At 58.5% G+C, this 17,045-nt stretch carries 17 protein-coding genes and 1 pseudogene; 6 read left to right on the top strand and 12 right to left on the bottom strand.

Annotated elements, in window-relative coordinates; genetic code table 11:
- The first annotated feature begins 8 nt into the window (after positions 1–8).
- Positions 9–3,155 carry an efflux RND transporter permease subunit gene (locus SLIT_RS10000; protein ID WP_013030127.1) on the top strand — a complete coding sequence of 1,049 codons (3,147 nt, stop codon included), beginning with the start codon at positions 9–11 and terminating at the stop codon, positions 3,153–3,155.
- A complete protein-coding gene (locus tag SLIT_RS09995) occupies positions 3,148–4,614 on the top strand; it encodes an efflux transporter outer membrane subunit (RefSeq protein ID WP_013030126.1) in 1,467 nt (488 codons plus the stop codon). Before SLIT_RS10000 ends, SLIT_RS09995 begins: the two co-directional genes overlap by 8 nt.
- A 157-nt stretch (positions 4,615–4,771) precedes the next feature.
- On the opposite strand, the gene SLIT_RS09990 is transcribed toward SLIT_RS09995, so the two are convergent.
- The 8 genes from SLIT_RS09990 to trhA all read right to left on the bottom strand — a co-directional run bounded on the left by SLIT_RS09990 (position 4,772) and on the right by trhA (position 10,198).
- Positions 4,772–5,557: a peptidylprolyl isomerase gene (locus SLIT_RS09990; protein WP_013030125.1), complete on the bottom strand. Its 786-nt coding sequence runs from the start codon at positions 5,555–5,557 to the stop codon at positions 4,772–4,774.
- 74 nt (positions 5,558–5,631) lie between these two features.
- The gene (locus SLIT_RS09985; RefSeq protein ID WP_013030124.1) at positions 5,632–5,934 is read right to left on the bottom strand and encodes a YciI family protein; all 303 of its coding nucleotides are present in this window, start codon (positions 5,932–5,934) and stop codon (positions 5,632–5,634) included.
- 54 nt (positions 5,935–5,988) lie between these two features.
- Positions 5,989–6,534 carry a septation protein A gene (locus SLIT_RS09980; protein WP_013030123.1) on the bottom strand — a complete coding sequence of 182 codons (546 nt, stop codon included), beginning with the start codon at positions 6,532–6,534 and terminating at the stop codon, positions 5,989–5,991.
- Positions 6,535–6,581: 47 nt separating this feature from the next.
- On the bottom strand, positions 6,582–6,974 hold the full coding sequence (gene msrB / locus SLIT_RS09975) for a peptide-methionine (R)-S-oxide reductase MsrB (RefSeq protein WP_013030122.1): 393 nt from the start codon (positions 6,972–6,974) through the stop codon (positions 6,582–6,584).
- A 2-nt stretch (positions 6,975–6,976) separates the two neighbouring features.
- Positions 6,977–7,585 carry a glutathione S-transferase N-terminal domain-containing protein gene (locus SLIT_RS09970; RefSeq protein ID WP_013030121.1) on the bottom strand — a complete coding sequence of 203 codons (609 nt, stop codon included), beginning with the start codon at positions 7,583–7,585 and terminating at the stop codon, positions 6,977–6,979.
- Positions 7,582–8,994, bottom strand: coding sequence for a PhoH family protein (locus tag SLIT_RS09965; RefSeq protein WP_013030120.1), 1,413 nt, complete (start codon positions 8,992–8,994; stop codon positions 7,582–7,584). The genes SLIT_RS09970 and SLIT_RS09965 overlap by 4 nt, the downstream gene beginning before the upstream one ends.
- Positions 8,995–9,002: 8 nt before the next feature.
- Positions 9,003–9,458: a peroxiredoxin gene (locus SLIT_RS09960; protein ID WP_013030119.1), complete on the bottom strand. Its 456-nt coding sequence runs from the start codon at positions 9,456–9,458 to the stop codon at positions 9,003–9,005.
- A gap of 71 nt (positions 9,459–9,529) precedes the next feature.
- Positions 9,530–10,198 carry a PAQR family membrane homeostasis protein TrhA gene (trhA, locus tag SLIT_RS09955; RefSeq protein ID WP_013030118.1) on the bottom strand — a complete coding sequence of 223 codons (669 nt, stop codon included), beginning with the start codon at positions 10,196–10,198 and terminating at the stop codon, positions 9,530–9,532.
- Positions 10,199–10,330: 132 nt separating this feature from the next.
- On the opposite strand from trhA, the gene tadA reads away from it, so the two are divergent.
- The 3 genes from tadA to SLIT_RS09940 all read left to right on the top strand — a co-directional run bounded on the left by tadA (position 10,331) and on the right by SLIT_RS09940 (position 11,785).
- Positions 10,331–10,807, top strand: a complete 477-nt coding sequence (tadA, locus tag SLIT_RS09950; RefSeq protein WP_041421220.1) for a tRNA adenosine(34) deaminase TadA — start codon at positions 10,331–10,333, stop codon at positions 10,805–10,807.
- Positions 10,804–11,283 carry a L,D-transpeptidase gene (locus SLIT_RS09945; protein ID WP_013030116.1) on the top strand — a complete coding sequence of 160 codons (480 nt, stop codon included), beginning with the start codon at positions 10,804–10,806 and terminating at the stop codon, positions 11,281–11,283. The genes tadA and SLIT_RS09945 overlap by 4 nt, the downstream gene beginning before the upstream one ends.
- A 64-nt stretch (positions 11,284–11,347) precedes the next feature.
- Complete coding sequence (locus SLIT_RS09940; RefSeq protein WP_013030115.1) at positions 11,348–11,785, top strand: GNAT family N-acetyltransferase; 438 nt, start codon at positions 11,348–11,350, stop codon at positions 11,783–11,785.
- Here the strand turns inward: SLIT_RS09940 and SLIT_RS09935 are convergent.
- Positions 11,771–12,439, bottom strand: coding sequence for an energy-coupling factor ABC transporter permease (locus tag SLIT_RS09935; RefSeq protein ID WP_013030114.1), 669 nt, complete (start codon positions 12,437–12,439; stop codon positions 11,771–11,773). The two genes, SLIT_RS09940 and SLIT_RS09935, sit on opposite strands and share 15 nt — an antisense overlap.
- Positions 12,436–13,488, bottom strand: a complete 1,053-nt coding sequence (gene ygfZ / locus SLIT_RS09930) for a CAF17-like 4Fe-4S cluster assembly/insertion protein YgfZ (RefSeq protein ID WP_013030113.1) — start codon at positions 13,486–13,488, stop codon at positions 12,436–12,438. The genes SLIT_RS09935 and ygfZ overlap by 4 nt, the downstream gene beginning before the upstream one ends.
- A 78-nt stretch (positions 13,489–13,566) precedes the next feature.
- Here ygfZ and SLIT_RS09925 point away from each other — a divergent pair.
- Positions 13,567–15,688 (top strand): annotated as a pseudogene (locus SLIT_RS09925) (ABC transporter substrate-binding protein).
- A gap of 15 nt (positions 15,689–15,703) precedes the next feature.
- Here SLIT_RS09925 and SLIT_RS09920 read toward each other — a convergent pair.
- A complete protein-coding gene (locus SLIT_RS09920) occupies positions 15,704–16,339 on the bottom strand; it encodes a DsbA family oxidoreductase (RefSeq protein WP_013030112.1) in 636 nt (211 codons plus the stop codon).
- A gap of 27 nt (positions 16,340–16,366) precedes the next feature.
- On the bottom strand, positions 16,367–17,005 hold the full coding sequence (locus SLIT_RS09915; RefSeq protein ID WP_013030111.1) for an NADPH-dependent F420 reductase: 639 nt from the start codon (positions 17,003–17,005) through the stop codon (positions 16,367–16,369).
- Positions 17,006–17,045 lie beyond the last annotated feature (40 nt).

Below are 17,045 nucleotides of genomic sequence, written 5' to 3'. Positions count from 1 at the left end.
GGGGCAACATGCTTCCAAGATTCTTCATCGACCGCCCCATTTTCGCCTGGGTCATCGCCCTCATCATTCTGCTGAGCGGCATTTTGGCATTGCGCAACCTGCCGGTCGCATCGTATCCGTCGGTGGCACCTCCCGCATTGGCGATCACGCTCAGTTATCCCGGCGCTTCGGCGCAGGTGGTTGAGCAGACTGCAGTTGCACTGGTCGAGCAGGAGCTGAACGGTATCGAGCACCTGCTCTATATGGACTCGTCTTCCGAGCAGGGACGCGGCACCATCACGCTGACTTTCGAGGCCGACACCGATCTCGACGTGGCTTCGGTCGAAACACAGAACCGCGTCAAGCGCGCCGAAGCGCGCCTGCCGGACGAAGTGCGCCGGGCGGGCATCACCGTGGCAAAGTCGGCGCGCAATTACCTGATGTTCATCGCACTCATCTCGCCGGACAAAAGCCGCGACAACGTCGCACTCGGCAGCTATATGGCAGCCAACATACTGGAGAATATCCAGCGTGTGCCTGGCGTAGGCGAGGCGGTATTGTTCGGTACCGAATATTCCATGCGGCTGTGGCTGAAGCCGGAAAGACTGCAGGCATACAACCTTTCCCCGGGCGATGTCAGCGCGGCGGTGCGTGCCCAGAATACCCAGTTGGCGACAGGTGAGCTCGGCGACTTGCCTGCCGAACCGCGCCAGCAGCTGAATGCGGTAATCGTCACCAAGAGCCGCTTGTCGACGCCGGAAGAGTTCGGCAACATCATCGTGCGCGCCAATCCTGACGGTTCCACCGTGCGCGTCAAGGATGTCGCCAGGGTAGAACTGGGTGCGCAGGACTATTCCATTGCGGCACGCATCGACGGGCAACCGGCTTCGGCGATTGCGATCCGACTGTCTCCTTCGGCCAATGCGCTGGATACCGCCAAGGCGGTAAAGGACAAGATGACGGAACTGGCCAAATATTTCCCCAAAGGGATAGATTGGCTGGTTCCCTACGACACCTCGAAGTTCGTCGAGATCTCGATCCACGAAGTGGTGAAGACGCTCGGGGAGGCAATGGTACTGGTGTTCATCGTCATTTACCTGTTCCTGGGTAACCTGCGTGCGACCTTCATCCCCGCCATCGTTGTGCCGGTGGCTCTGGTCGGCGGTCTGGTGGGATTGTATGCTGTCGGCTATTCGATCAATACCCTGACGCTGTTTGCCATGGTGCTGGCGGTCGGTATCGTGGTTGACGATGCCATCGTGGTGGTGGAGAACGTCGAGCGCATCATGACTGAGGAAGGGCTCTCGCCGCGCGATGCCACGCGCAAGGCCATGGGGCAGATATTCGGCGCCATCATCGCGATCACGCTGGTGTTGTGTGCCGTGTTTGTTCCGATGACTTTCTTCGGCGGTTCCGTCGGCGCGATCTATCGGCAGTTCGCAGTCACCCTGATCCTGACCATCCTGTTCTCGGTGCTCATGGCATTGACCCTGACGCCAGCGTTATGTGCGGTACTGCTGAAGAACGATGCAGGGCATGAGATGGTGCCGACGAAAGGCTTTCTTGGCTGGTTCAATCGTTTCTTCGCCAGGACGTCTCAACGCTACAGATCCGGCGTGGATGGTGTATTGAAGCGCACCGGTCGCTATATGTTGCTCTACGCGGCTCTGCTTGGGGGGCTGGGATGGTTGTTCATGCATCTGCCGAGCAGTTTCCTGCCGGAAGAGGATCAGGGCTATTTCATCAACATGATCCAGCTGCCGCCGGGTGCCACGCGGGAGCGCTCGCAGGAAGTGCTCAAGCAGGTGGAGCAGTTCTATCTCAAGCAGCCGGAGGTGGAACATGTCATCGGCGTGCTTGGTTTCTCTTTCTTCGGGCGTGGGCAGAATGCCGCACTCGCTTTCGTCCGGCTCAAGGACTGGGATAAACGGCCCAATCCGAACAGTTCTGCACCGGCGCTTGTGAAACGCGCCAACATGATGCTGTTCCGCATCAAGCAGGCATTCATCTTTGCCGTCAACGTGCCGCCGATACCCGAGCTGGCAGCCGTAGGCGGGTTCGATTTCCGCTTGCAGGACCGCTCCGGCCAGGGGCGTGCCAAATTGCTCGAAGCGCGCAATATGGCGCTGGGTATGGCCAGCAAGAGCCCGGTACTGGTGGGTGTGCGGCCGGAAGGGCAGGAGCCGGGGCCGCAACTGCTGATCGATATCGATCGTTTGAAGGCGCGCGCGTTAGGCATAGACATCGCCAATCTGAACGATACCTTGCAGTCTGTGCTGGGTGTGGCCTACATCAACGACTTCGTGCGTCAGGGGCGCATATTGCGCGTGCAGATGCAGGCCGAAGCGCGCACACGTTCGACGCCGCAGGAGATTTTGCAGATCCCGGTAAGGAATCTGCAGGGTGGGATGGTGACGCTGTCCGAATTTGCCAAGGCGCGCTGGATCGTGGATCTGCCGAAGCTGGACCGCTATAACGGCCTGCCTGCGATGAAGATCGCCGGCAGCGCTGCACCTGGTCGCAGCAGTGGCGAAGCGATGGCGGCGATGGAGGAGATCGCCGCCAAGTTGCCGCCAGGCTTTGGTTTTGAATGGTCCGGCACATCCAGGGAAGAGCGTCTTTCCGGCAATCAGGCGCCTTTCCTTTTCGGGCTGTCGGTCGTGGCCGTGTTCCTGTGCCTGGCGGCGTTATATGAAAGCTGGTCGATCCCGGTTGCAGTCATTCTCGTTGTGCCCATCGGTATCCTGGGGGCACTGTCTGCCGTTTATATGCGCGGCTTGACCAACGATGTCTATTTCAAGGTCGGCCTGATCGTCATCATCGGTCTTGCGGCGAAGAATGCGATCCTGATCATCCAGTTCGCACTCGATCTCCAGCGCAGAGGGCATGATCTGCTGGAGGCCACGCTGGAAGCGAGCCGCCTGAGATTCCGGCCTATCCTGATGACTTCCATCGCGTTTGTGCTGGGCGTGATGCCGCTGGTCATCTCTACGGGAGCGGGGGCGAACGGACGCCATGCCATTGGTACCGGAGTCATGGGCGGCATGATCTCCGCGACCGTATTGGCGGTGTTCTTCGTGCCGGTGTTCTTTGTCGTCATCCGCCGTCTCTTCCCGGGTAATCCGGGCCATCTTGCAGAGGACAAGCGTGAGGATGAGGGAGGCAAACATGAGTAGGGCTGTGCGAACGATGAAAAGAAGCGGGGTGTTTTTGACGGCCTGTGTGTTGGCTGCCTGTGCCAGCGGGCCGGACTACAAGCGTCCGGACATGGTGCTGCCGGAAAGCTGGCCGGCCAAACAAGCCGGGCAGAATGACCAGGATGAAAAGGCTGCCGTGAAAACGAGCAGTGCGAGCGAGCAATGGTGGCATCTGTATGCAGACACCACTCTCGACCAGCTGGAAGATGAAGCGCTGGCGCACAATTCGGATATCCAGGTTGCGGCAGCACGGGTGCTGGAGATGCAGGCGCAAGCGGGCATCACGGGAGCGGATCAATATCCAACGGTCAGCGCCCATGTGCTGCAGAGCCGAACAGAGAACACGCTGGCCGGTGCTTTCCCGCGTCCGGCGACTTTACCGCGCACCCAGAATCTGTCGCACGCATCGCTGGACGCGAGCTATGAACTGGATCTGTGGGGCAAACTCAGGCGTGCCAGCGAGGCGGCGCGCGCAGATCTGCTGTCAGCCGAATCGGCCAGGGATACGGTGCGCCTGACGCTGACCACGCAAGTGGCCCAGCAGTATTTTTCCCTGGTCTCGCTGGACGCGCAGGAAGTGGCATTGCAGCGCCTGCTGGCAAGTCGGCAGGAAAGGATAGGACTCAACAGGAAGCAGCTCGAAGTCGGAGTGATCTCCGAATACGACCTGCACCAGGCTGAAGCCGATGTCGCTGCCGTGCAATCGCAGCTCAGCTCGCTCGATCTGGCCCGCAACAAACAGGAAACCGCACTGACCCTGCTGTTGGGGCGTTCGCCGCGTGACGTGATGTCTTCCAGCGTGCAACGGGGCAGCCCGTTGCTGCCGGCGACCACGGTGCCCGACGGCCTGCCTTCCGACCTGCTGTTGCGCAGACCCGACCTGAAAGATGCCGAGCAGCGTCTTGTGTCGCTGAATGCGCGCATCGGCGTGGCGCGGGCCCAATATTTTCCTTCGATCTCCCTGACATCATATGTGGGCGGAGAAAGCGTCGCATTCTCCGATCTGTTCACGGGACCGGCGCGGATATTCCAGTTCGCTGCCAATGTCACCCAGCCTATCTTCAATGCCGGCCGCCTGGGCTACCTGGTGGATGCGGCTGAAGCGCGCCGTGACCAGGCGCTGATCCAGTACAAACAGGCGGTCGCCAACGCATTCGGCGATGTGCGCAATGCCCTGGCCGCGCAGGATTCCGCGCGGCAGGTGCTGAGTTACGAAACCGCACGCAGCGAGGCATTGGAGTCGGCTTACAAACAGGCCGAGCTGCGTTACAAAGCGGGTATCGCAAGCCGGCTGGAGTTGCTGGATGTGGAGCGCAACTATCTGCAAGCCCAGTTGAACCGTCTCGATGCAGAACGCGCGCAGCGCAGTGCGGTTGCCGATCTGTTCAAGGCGTTGGGCGGAGGATGGCAAAAACAGGACGTTGCCAAGGCGCCGTGAAGCTCATCAGGTATTCGGACAGACCCAGTTTCAGTCCGAAAAGTGCAGCGTACGGATCTGGCGATCTGCCGGTTCAGATGTAGAAAGAGTTTTGTGTATCAAGTGATATAAAAAAGGCGACCATCCGGTCGCCTTTTTGCTGGAGCGGGGATATTGCTTATTCGACCTTTGCCTTGCTGCGCATATCTTCGATCTCCTTCTGGATGGCCTGTTGCTGCAGGCGCTTTTCCAGATTGGGTTTCATTTCTTCGAAGGTAGGCACTTTCAGTTCGCGAGTGTCTTCCAGTTTGATGATGTGCCAGCCGTATTGGGTCTGGACCGGGGCGCTTACCTCGCCTTTTTTCAGCTTGGCCACTGCTTCAGCGAACGGCTGCACAAAGTTGGAAGGAACGGCCCAACCCAGATCGCCGCCATTGTTTTTGGAGCCGGGATCCTTGCTTTGTGCCTTGGCGATCTTGGCGAATTTGGCGCCTTTCTTCAATTGGCCTGCGATCTTCTTGGCTTCGTCTTCAGTGCCGACCAGGATATGCGAGAGTTTGTATTCCTTGTTGCCAACGCGCGCCTTCAGGGCTTCGTATTCTTTCTGCAGCACATCGTCGCCAATGGGGTGGCTCTTTGCATAGTCCTGAACGAAAGCGCCGGCCAGCACGGATTGTCTGGCCAGTTCCAGTTGCTGCGCTACATCGGGTTGTTTGTCCAGGCCATTCTTGACGGCTGCCTGCGAAATGACTTCAAGGTTGATGAGGTCGTCGCGGATCACCTTGCGAAACTCCGGGCTGTCCGGTTGGCCTTGCTGTGCAGCCACCTTGATTCGTATGTCTACGCGCGCTTGCGGGATGGAGACTCCGTTGACTATTGCTGCGGCTTTTTCATCGGCAGCCTGCGCGACTGCGGCGATAGCCAGCAATGCGGACAACAGGGCGAATCTGGAAAATTTCAGCATGTTTCTTTCCTTTGTGAGTTGAAGTTTGGATGGTGTTCAAAATTATCCAGGGTGCAATATAGCATGCCTGATGCCTAGCCCGGGAAGACCTTCTTGAAAGGCCTGACCGCGACATGCATATAGACTCCGGCGGCCTTGTACGGGTCGGCAACTGCCCATGATTCGGCAGCTTCGAGCGAGGCGAATTCCGCGACGATGAGGCTGCCGGTGAAACCTGCCAATCCGGGATCGGCAGCATCCACAGCGGGGAAGGGGCCGGCCAGCAACAGACGGCCTTCATCCTGCAAAGTCTGCAAGCGCGCAAGGTGTGCCGGTCGTGCCGCCAGGCGTTTTTCCAGGCTATCGGGGACATCCTGACCAAAGATGGCGTAAAGCATGGAAAGTTCCTTATGAATTTGTTCCGGACTTATTTATTGAAGATGAATATCTGGTTATTCATCTTTGTTCTTGTCCGCTTCGACGTATTTTGACAGCATCGCTGCCTGCCCAAGGATGAACAGGAAGATCAGCCCGGTTACGCCGAACAGTTTGAAATTGACCCATATGTTGGTCGAAAAATTGAATGCGACATACAGGTTTATCGCTCCAAGTACCGCAAAGAATGCGCCCCAGGCAAGATTGAGGTTCGCCCAGGCAGAGTCGGGCAGGGGCAGCTTGTCCTGCAGCATGGTGCGCATCAGGTTTTTCTTGAACAGGAGTGGCGAGAGCAGGAGGGCGCTGGAGAAGACCCAATACAAGACGGTCGGCTTCCACTTGATGAATGTTTCGTCGTGCAGCAACAGTGTTGCACCGCCGAAAACCGTGATGATGCCAAGACTGACCCATAGCATGGTATCGACCTTGCCATGCCGGTATTTGACCCAGCCCACCTGGGCAAAGGTCGCCAGGATGGATGCAGCCGTGGCTGTGAATACGCCGGCGAATTTGAAGGTGACAAAAAACAGTATGACTGGGAACAGGTCAAAAAGTAATTTCATGGAGACTCACTCGTTTCAAGCCCTGCTGCGGGCTACGATGTTCATTATTATTTTCTATCCAGCGCAAGCGACGCCGAATTGATGCAATAACGCAGGCCGGTCGGATCGGGGCCGTCTTCAAATACGTGGCCGAGATGGGCATCGCAGGATGCACAGCAAACCTCGATGCGGTCCATGCCGGTCGGATCGTCCTCCCGGTATTCTACCGCGTCTTCGCTGATCGGCTGCCAAAAGCTTGGCCAGCCTGTGCCAGATTCGTATTTTGTTTCCGAATCGAATAGCGGCTGACCGCAGCAGACGCAGCGGTAGACGCCGATGTCATGACAATCCCAGTATTCGCCGGTGAAGGCTGGTTCGGTTCCGCATTCGCGACAGACCTCGTATTGCTCCGGGGTCAGCTCTTCGCGCCATTCATCTTCGGTTTTCTCGTGGTTGTCCATGATCAGCCTGCCAGTGCGGTTTGCACGCTGGGTCGCGTGCGGAGCCGGTCGAACCACGCTGCCAGGTTCGGATGTGCGCTACGCCAGTCGCGTTCGGGTTGGCGCAGGTCGAGATAGGCCAGTGCGCTCACCAGTGCAAGGTCGGCCAGCGAGATGCCATTGCCTTCGCACCATTCGCGTTGTCCGAGCTGGGCCGAGATATGTTCCAGCGCACGGGCGATGGCACCGTTGTGCAGGTCGATGTTGCCCTGTTCCTGTTTCTCAGCCGGACGGATGCGCTCCATGCGCACGACGATGGCGGAATCCATGATGCCGTCCGCCAGTGCCTCGCCGCGCCGGACGCGCATCCGCGCCAATGCATCGCCGCGCGGGATCAGGATGGGGGTGTCGTTGAGTGTGTCGGCATATTCGGCAATCACGGTGGAATCGAATATGCAGCTGCCGTCGTCGAGGATCAATGCGGGGATGCGTCCCAGTGGATTGAACCGTGTGACCTGGCTGTTTGGCTCGCTGGGCGGGTCGATCACGAACGTGTGCGGGATGTTCTTCTCCAGCAGCACCAGGCGCGCCTTGCGCACGTAGGGGCTGGTGGTCGAACCGATCAGTTTCACAGCACTTCGCCCGCGTGATCCGCCAGACGCGAACGCTCGCCGCGTTGCAGCGTGACGTGGCCGCTATGCGCCCAGCCCTTGAATCGATCCACCACGTAAGTCAGGCCGGAGCTGCCTTCGGTGAGGTAGGGCGTATCGATCTGTGCGATGTTGCCCATGCATACCACCTTGGTACCGGGGCCGGCACGGGTGATCAGTGTCTTCATCTGCTTGGGCGTCAGGTTCTGCGCCTCGTCGATGATCAGGTACTTGTTGAGGAAGGTGCGGCCACGCATGAAGTTGAGCGACTTGATCTTGATGCGTGAGCGGATCAGGTCGCGCGTCGCGGCGCGTCCCCATTCGCCGCCTTCTTCGTCGGACTTGTTCAGCACGTCGAGGTTGTCGTCCAGCGCTCCCATCCATGGCGACATCTTTTCTTCTTCGGTTCCCGGCAGGAAGCCGATGTCTTCGCCTACCGATACGGTGACGCGCGTCATGATGATCTCGGAATAGAGCTTGTGCTCCAGCGTCTGCATCAAGCCGGCAGCCAGCGTGAGCAGGGTCTTGCCGGTACCGGCCTGGCCCAGCAGCGTGACGAAATCGATCTCGGGATTCATCAGCAGGTTGAGCACGAAGTTCTGCTCGCGGTTGCGCGCGGTGATGCCCCAGATGGCATTCTTGCTGTGGGTATAGTCGGTGAGTGTGCGCAGCGTTGCGCTGTTGTCCTCCTGTGCCGCGACCACGGCAAAGAAAGGATTGTTCGCATCGTCCTGATACACGAACTCGTTCACCAGCAGGTCGCGGCAATCGGGGCCTTTGATGTTGTAGAAGGTGTGGGCACCCTGGGTGCCGGATACCATATCCTTGCCGTTCTTCTCCCAGAAATCCGGATGTAATTCGCGCACGCCGGTGTAGAGCAAGTCGGTGTCTTCCAGCACCTTGTCGTTGAAGTAATCCTGTGCCGACAGGCCAAGCGCGCGCGCCTTGATGCGCATGTTGATGTCTTTACTGACCAGCGCGACCTGGCGTTTCGGGAACGTCTTATGCAGATAGGCGACCACCCCGAGGATGGCATTGTCGGCTTTGCCGCTGGCCAGATTTTCCGGCAGATGGCTGGTGATGAACTCGGTCTGCAGGAACAGCCTGCCGGTCGAGTTCTTGTTACCCAGGGCACTCAGCGGCACGCCTTCCTCGATCTGGGCTTCGCTTTCGCTGATCAGATTGTCGACGAAGCGGCTGGCCTGACGGGCATTGCGGGCAACTTCGGTCATGCCCTTTTTGTTGTTGTCCAGCTCCTCCAGCACGAACATTGGCAAATAGACGTCGTGTTCCTCGAAACGGAACAGGCTGGTCGGGTCATGCATCAGCACGTTGGTGTCCAGCACGAATAGTTTGGTGTCTTTGTCCGTCGTTGCTTTACGTGCGTTCATGTCGTCCTTTACATAGTTTGAACAAAGTCGAGTACTTCCTGAGCGTGGCCGTCCGCCTTGAGACCGCGCCATTCCTTGCGGATGATGCCTTTCGAGTCAAGCACGAAGGTGCTGCGTTCGATGCCGCGCACCTGTTTGCCGTACATCATTTTCTGCTTCATCACCCCGAACAGGTTGCATGCCGCTTCATCTTCATCTGCGAGCAGCGCAAACGGCAAGGTGAATTTGGTTTTGAAATTCTCATGCGACCTGATGCTGTCGCGCGAGATGCCGACGATCTCGCTACCCGCTGTCCGGAATTCCGCATACAGGTCGCGAAATTGTTGCGCTTCGGTGGTGCAGCCCGGCGTATTGTCCTTGGGATAGAAATAGATCACCAAGGATTTGCTGCGGATGGGGTGGAGCGTGAATTCAGCACCGCCAGTGGCGGGCAGGGTGAAATCGGCTACAGCTTGTTTTGGCATCTATGGCTCCGGTTACTGGCCGCCATTGTTGTCAAAATCGGGCAGTTAGGCAAGAGCAAGTTGGAGCTTGTTCAGGCCGCGTACCAGTACGCTGCGAAATAATGGCAGGTGGTGCCCGTGATCACGAACAAGTGCCAGATGAAGTGGGCAAAGCGCAGGCGTGAATCGGCGACGAAGAAAATCGTGCCTGCCGTGTAAGCCAGACCGCCGGCGACCAGCCAGGAAATGCCGGAGAGGGGCAGCCTTGTAAATAGCGGATCTGCAGCGATGATGATGAGCCAACCCATCAGCAGGTAAAGGATCGTGGAGATGATGGGGTGGGTCATGCGCCGCAGCATCTTCAATGCCACCCCGGTCAGCGCGAATCCCCAGATCAATGCCAGCAGTGTCCAGCCCCATGCACCGTACAGCACGCCCAGTGTGAACGGTGTGTAGGTGCCTGCGATGAGCAGATAGACAGCGGAATGGTCGATGATGCGAAAGATGTGCTTGAGCCTGCCGGGAGGGAACGAGTGGTAGAGGGTGGAGGACAGATAAAGCACGATCATGGTGGCGGCGAAGATGCTCACGCCAACGATGTATCCGGCTTGTCTGCTTTCTACTGCATGCAGGACGATGAACGGCGCCGCCACGATGGATGCGATCAATCCCGCTCCATGGCTGATGCTGTTGGCGATCTCTTCTCCGCGTGTTTGCGCGCGGCCATGCGTGATCTGCGATTGGTTTATGGTGCTGGCCATGGGTGATCGCATGAGGAAGTACCGTGACTGGGCGTGGGGATTCTGTGCTCAGCCATATCGTTTGGCAATCCATTTTTTGCCCGTACAATGCGGGTCATGAATCCATCGAACCAGATGCCATCCCAGCCTGACATGCCAACAAGCGAAGCGGATGCAGTCTTCATGCGGGCAGCGCTAGATCTGGCCCGCCAGGCGGCGCAGGCAGGCGAAGTCCCTGTCGGCGCAGTGGTGGTGAGGGACGGCCTGATCATCGGACACGGCTGCAATGCGCCCATTTCCAGGCATGACCCTTCCGCACATGCGGAGATCGCGGCGCTTCGCGATGCGGCGCAACATATCGGTAATTATCGTCTGGTAGATTGTGAATTATTCGTTACGCTCGAGCCCTGTGTGATGTGCGTCGGTGCGATGTTCCATGCCCGCATCGCCCGCGTGGTGTTCGGCGCACAGGATCCGAAAACGGGTGCGGCAGGCAGTGTGTTCAACCTGTTCAACGAAACGCGCCTGAACCATCATGCGCGCATCCACGGCGGGGTTCTGGCAGAGGAATGCGGCAAGGTGCTGAGCGATTTTTTTGCCATGCGGCGGGCGCAGCAGAAGGCACAATGAAGATCGCCATCCACATTCCGGAGCAGACTTTGGAGCTGTTCGATGACGACGGCAAGCCGTTGCGTCGCTATAGGGTTTCAACAGGTGCGAACGGGGTGGGCGAGGAGAACGGCAGTTTCTGCACTCCGCGCGGCAAGCACGTCATTCGTGCCAGGATCGGTGCGGGACAGCCGGAGAACACGGTATTCGTGAAGCGGCGGCCGACGGGGGAGATATATACGCCGGAACTGGGGCGGCAACAGCCCGGACGCGACTGGATACTGACGCGTATCCTGTGGCTGTCCGGTTGCGAAAGCGGTTACAACCGCAGTGGGTCATGCGATACCATGCGCCGCTATATCTACATCCATGGCACACCGGATGGCACCGCGCTGGGCAAACCCGGTTCCCACGGTTGCATACGCATGCGAAATGCAGATATGGTTGAGCTGTTCGAGTTGGTGAAGACGGGTACTGAGGTCGAAATCGCGGCATGAGGCAGTCCTGATAACAACAAGGCTTTTCCCCGCAAGGATGAAGGGGGAAGCCGGGAGACGAGTTATGACTACACCTTTCACGGTCAGCCTGGTTTGCTGGCATGACGGAGAACCGTTGCTGCGTGCCATACGCGAGGCGGTGTTCATGCGTGAGCAGAACGTTCCGGCAGAGCTGGAATGGGACGGCAAGGACGAGGAGTGCCGCCATGCCTTGGCATTGAGCCTGAATGGCGACGCCATCGGGTGCGGACGCATCCAGCCGAACGGGCACATCGGACGCATCGCGGTGTTGCCTCAATGGCGCAGGCAGAAGGTAGGCACGGCGATCATGGAAGCGCTGCTCGACGAGGCGCGTGCGCGCGGCTATAAACAGGTGGATGTAGACGCACAGACCTTCGCTATTCCGTTCTATCGCAATTTCGATTTTGTCGAGCACGGCAAGGAATTCATGGATGCCGGATTGCCGCACAAGAAGATGAAATTGAAACTACTTCCCCTCTAGATATTCTGCGTCGCTGAAATTCAGCACTGCCTGCGGCTGGAACACGGTGAAGGCAGTGATCAGCATGCCGGTGACGAAACCCTCGGTGAGCATGAGGATGGGGGTGGCAACGAGGTAATAATGCTGTATCTGCTCCCAGCTATAGCGGCTCAACAGCAGCAGCAACAGTGTGGTCACCAATACGTTCAGCACGATGGACAGCATGCTGCAGAAGAATCCGTTCCATAACACGAACAGGAACAGGTTCTTCGGCAGGTGGCGTTTGCTGAAGCGCAGCAGCCAATCGCTGAACAGCACGGGGATGGCGATCATAAGCAGGCCGTTGATGCCGAGGGTGACAAGCGCCATGTCTGTACGCAGCCAGGTGGCGAGCATCACCAGCGTGATCGAGACAGTGGCGACCTGCCAGCCGAACATCAGCAGGAACAATGTCGATCCCAGGATGTGGAAGTTGAAGCCAGGGCGGATGCCGGCGTTGAATTGCCAGAAAACGAAGGCGCCAAACAGCAGGCCTGTCAGTGCATGCACCATGATGCTGTTATCCAGCAAGTTGCGCCAAGATGCCTCACGCACGGCGCGATACAGCAAAAAACCGAATACGAAATTAGCCAGCCACAACCAGTCGTTTGCGAACAGTTGCGCAGGCAGGTTCACGGCAATGGGTAAGGCAGCGGTTCGAACTGCAAACGCGCACCGGTGAGGGCGCCGAGGTGCACCGGATAGGCATCGTGGCTGGCGATCTGCACCACGGCCAGCAGATCGTATCCTCCGCCCGGCGCGGTTTGCGCATTGACCACTGTGCCGCAAGCCTGGCCTTCCATTTCGGTACTGAACAGTTCATCGCCCGGTTGCGGCAGCGCGTCGCTGAACACATGCGCCAGGTACATGCGGCGCTTGTTTTTGCCGAGATACTGCATGCGCGCCACGATCTCCTGTCCGGGATAGCAGCCTTTCTTGAAATTCACTGCGCCGATGAGGTCGAGATTGGTCATTTGCGGCACGAATGCTTCCTGGGTCTGCGGCAGGATGACCGGGATGCCGGCACGGATGTTGAGCCAGTCCCAGCAGGGCGAGCCGACCGGGCGTGCCGCACCGCTCAGCTTCTTCCACAAGTCAGCTGCGTGGCCGGGTGCGACATTGATCTGGAAGCGCTGCTCACCCAACCGGATGACAGTGAAATGAGACTGCTGTGTATCGAAATGAGCGGTTGAAGCCACAGCCATTACAACTTCGGGGGGAGGACCGACCAGCTCTTTCACCAATGCGTTGGCGTTCGGCCCGGAAAGTCCCAGCGAAACGAAGGCATCACCAGCGTTCTCGACTTTTGCCTTTGTTCGCAACACGTACATCGAGAGCTTCTTCTGGATGGGCGCCACCAGTTCGCGCGGCAATTGCAGGAAGTGATCGTTACCTCCCCGCCAGATCAGGAAGGTCGCCAGCACGCGTCCCTTCGCGGTGTTGAAGCTGCTGAATTGTGCCGCTGCTGGCGTGACGGCGTTCACATCACTGCTGAGCAGGTTCTGCAGGAAATTTTGCGCTTCTTCGCCATGAACCCGGATGGTGCCGAACTGCGACAGGTCGCACAGCATGGTGTTGTCGCGCGCGGCCACGCGTTCTGCCGGGGCGTCGCCGAAATGCTGCACCACGCCGTCATGTATCTGCGCACCTTGCGTCGTCAGGAATGTCTGCCATTCTTGGTTCATTGTGGTTTCCGGAAGTTATCGTTGGATAGTGGAGCAATCTTACCGCGAAGCGCTGTCTTTCGGCTAAACTCTTGCGCCATGAAATCCCTGCTTACCGCCCTGTTATGTCTGTTGCTTGCCGCATGCGACGGTGGTCTCTGGAACAATCCCTATCCGGCTTCGGACGACGGCAGATCCGTTTTTTATACCGCATTCACCGAACGGCCCAAGCATCTTGACCCGGCACAGGCCTACAGCGAAAACGAGTATGAGTTTCTGGCGCTCGTTTATGCGCCGCCGCTGCAGTACCACTACCTGAAGCGGCCGTATCAACTGGTGCCGCTGGCTGCAAGTGCTATGCCAACCATTACTTACCAGGACAAGAACCACCATGTCCTGCCCAAGGATGCTGTGCCAGGCAGCATCGCCTACAGCGTGTACGAGATACACATCAAACCCGGCATGCGCTACCAGCCGCATCCGGCCTTCGCCCCGGAAAACCACAAGCTGTCGGTCGACGACATGGCGCATATCCATGCCATGGGCGATTTTCCGAAGACCGGCACGCGCGTGGTCACGGCGGCGGATTACGCGTACCAGATCAAACGACTCGTGCACCCGCTATTGCATACGCCGATCGCCGGCGTGATGACCCAGTACATCGTCGGCCTCAAGGAGTATGCGCAAAAACTGCAGGCAGCGGCGGCCGCGCACCCGGATGCATACCTCGACCTGAACCAGTATTCGCTGCCGGGCGTGCAAGTGGTGGACGCGACGACCTATCGCATCATCATCAAAGGCAAATACCCGCAGTTCGCTTATTGGCTGGCGATGCCGTTCTTCGCGCCCATGCCGCAGGAAGCAGAACGCTTCTACGCACTGCCGGGCATGAAGGAGCGCAACTTTTCACTGGACTGGTGGCCGGTCGGCAGCGGTCCTTATTACCTGTCGGAAAACGATCCGAACCGGCGCATGGTGCTTACGCGCAATCCGTATTACGACAGCGAGACCTATCCGGTGGAGGGCGAACCGGGCGATGCCCAGGCTGGCCTGCTGGCAGACGCAGGCAAGCGGTTGCCGTTGATCGACAAGATCGTGTTCTCGCTGGAAAAGGAAACCATCCCCTACTGGAACAAATTCCTGCAGGGCTATTACGATGCTTCCGGCATCAGCTCGGACAGTTTCGACCAGGCGGTGCGGATCAGCGTCAGCGGCGAAACCAATGTCAGCGATGCAATGAAAGATAAAGGCATCACTCTTTCAACATCGGTCGCGACCTCGACGTTCTACACTGGCTTCAACTGGCTCGATCCAGTGGTGGGCGGCAGCGGGGAACGAGCGCGCAAGCTACGCCAGGCGATTTCCATCGTGGTGGACTTCGAGGAGTTCGTTTCCATCTTCGCCAACGGCCGTGGCATTCCGGCGCAGTCGCCGTTGCCACCTGGTATCTTCGGTTACCGTGACGGCAAAGCCGGCATCAACCCATATGTTTACGACTGGGTGGACGGCGCCCCCAAACGCAAGCCTGTTTCGGAAGCGCAGCATCTTCTGGCCGAAGCGGGCTATCCCGGCGGGGTGGATGCACAAACCCACCAGCCGCTGGTGATCCACCTCGACACCACCGCTGCTGGTGGTCGGCGACAAGTCGCGTCTGGACTGGATACGCAAGCAATTCGACAAGCTTGGCATCCAGCTCGACGTGCGCAGCACGGACTACAACCGCTTTCAGGACAAGATACGCCACGGCGATGCACAGATGTTCTACTACGGCTGGAACGCCGACTATCCCGACCCGGAGAATTTCTTCTTCCTGCTGCATGGATCCGAAGGCAAGGTAAAGTTCGGCGGCGAGAATGCGAGCAACTACAGCAACCCCGAATTTGACCGCCTGTTCGGCCAGATGAAGAACATGGACAACGGTCCGGCTCGGCAGGCGATCATCGACAAGATGGTCGAGATCCTGCGCCACGACTCGCCCTGGCTATGGGGCTACCATCCCAAGAACTATGTGCTGCAGCACCAGTGGCTGCACAACGTCAAATCCAACATCATGGCGCTCAACAAGCTCAAGTACTGGCGCGTAGATGCCGGACTTCGCGACCGGATGCGGCGCGAATGGAACCAGCCGGTGCTGTGGCCGATGTGGCTGGGTGGTCTGTTGTTGCTGCTGTTCGGCGTTTGGATGTGGCGCACGTTGCGGAAACGGGATAACGCCCATTGATCGACAGTGTAAAGCCTAAGCAGCCTGAGTCGCCTGTTGCAGGACTTTGGTAAAGGTATCCACCGGTTGCGCTCCCGAGACGCCGATCTTCTCGTCAATCACGAAAAACGGCACACCTTTGATGCCGAATTCTTCCGCACGGGCTTCATCTGCCCGAACCCTGTCTGAATATTCGCTGCTTTCCAGCAATGCCAAGGCATCTGTCTCTGCGATACCGAACTCCGGTGCAAGATGCGCCAGTGCCGCACGATCCCCGACGGGCAGGGATTCCGAAAAATATGCGTGCATGATGCGCTCGGTGGCGCGGTCGCCCAGCTGACGCGAAGCGGCGAAGTGCAGCAGGCGGTGTGCGTCGAAGGTATTGCCGGGCCTTGCGGCGGCCAGACGATATTCCAGTCCGGCTTCTTTTGCGACCGAGGTGACGCGCTCGTTCATCGCCGCGGCTTCTTCCAGGCTGACACGGTATTTCTTCGCCAGGTATTCTTGCAGCGTGCCTTCACGCTGGTGCGGTGCATCGGGGTCGAGTTCGAAGCTGCGCCAGATCACGTTCACCTTGTCCCCATGTACGAATCCGGCGAGTGCCTGTTCAAAGTGGCGCTTGCCGATGTAGCACCAGGGGCAGATGACGTCAGACCATATTTCAACTTGCATTGTGATATTCCTTGTCGTTGTCGAGGCTCAGGCCAGAAGTTTGAATGCGTGTGACCATTCGTTGCGCAGGAAGCCGGGGATGCACCAGAGCATACACAACGGCTCGATGGCGCGGGCGGCTTCCATGCTGCCCATGTCCGCCGTGTCCCAGCCGAAATGGTCGAGGATGCCACGCACTGTTTTCTTGGCTGCTTCGTTGTTACCGCAGATGAACATGGTGGGTTTGCCGTCTTTGAACTGCGGGTCGACCATGAAGGCATTGCCAACGGAATTGAACGCTTTGACGAAATGTGCGCCGCTGAATTCCTTTTGCAGGCGTTCCATCTGCGATTCATCCAGGCTGGTATAGAACTTCAGCACGCCATTGACCGGCGGCGCGTCTGCGATGGGGTTGGTGGCGTCGATGACGGGCTTGCCCGCAAGGTTTGCCGCACCGGCAAGGCGCAGCACATCTGCCGCTGCCGAACCTTTGACCGCCAGCACGGCCAGTTCGCCGAAGCGGGCCGCATCGGCGAAACTGGCGAGTTTCGCTTTGGGATTCCTGGCCGCCCAGTCAGCGAGTTTCGCGGGAGTGCGCGTACCCAATGCAACGTCGTGGCCGTGCTTGATGAAGCCGCCAGCCAAAGCCTTGGCGACGTCTCCCGACCCGAGGATTCCGATTTTCATGATGTTCTCCTTGTCTGAAATGTGTTGAATGACATCAGGC

Origin of the sequence: Sideroxydans lithotrophicus ES-1, from assembly GCF_000025705.1 — a bacterium.
In the GTDB taxonomy this organism is placed as follows: domain Bacteria; phylum Pseudomonadota; class Gammaproteobacteria; order Burkholderiales; family Gallionellaceae; genus Sideroxyarcus; species Sideroxyarcus lithotrophicus.
This window is presented reverse-complemented; position numbering and strand designations above follow the sequence as displayed.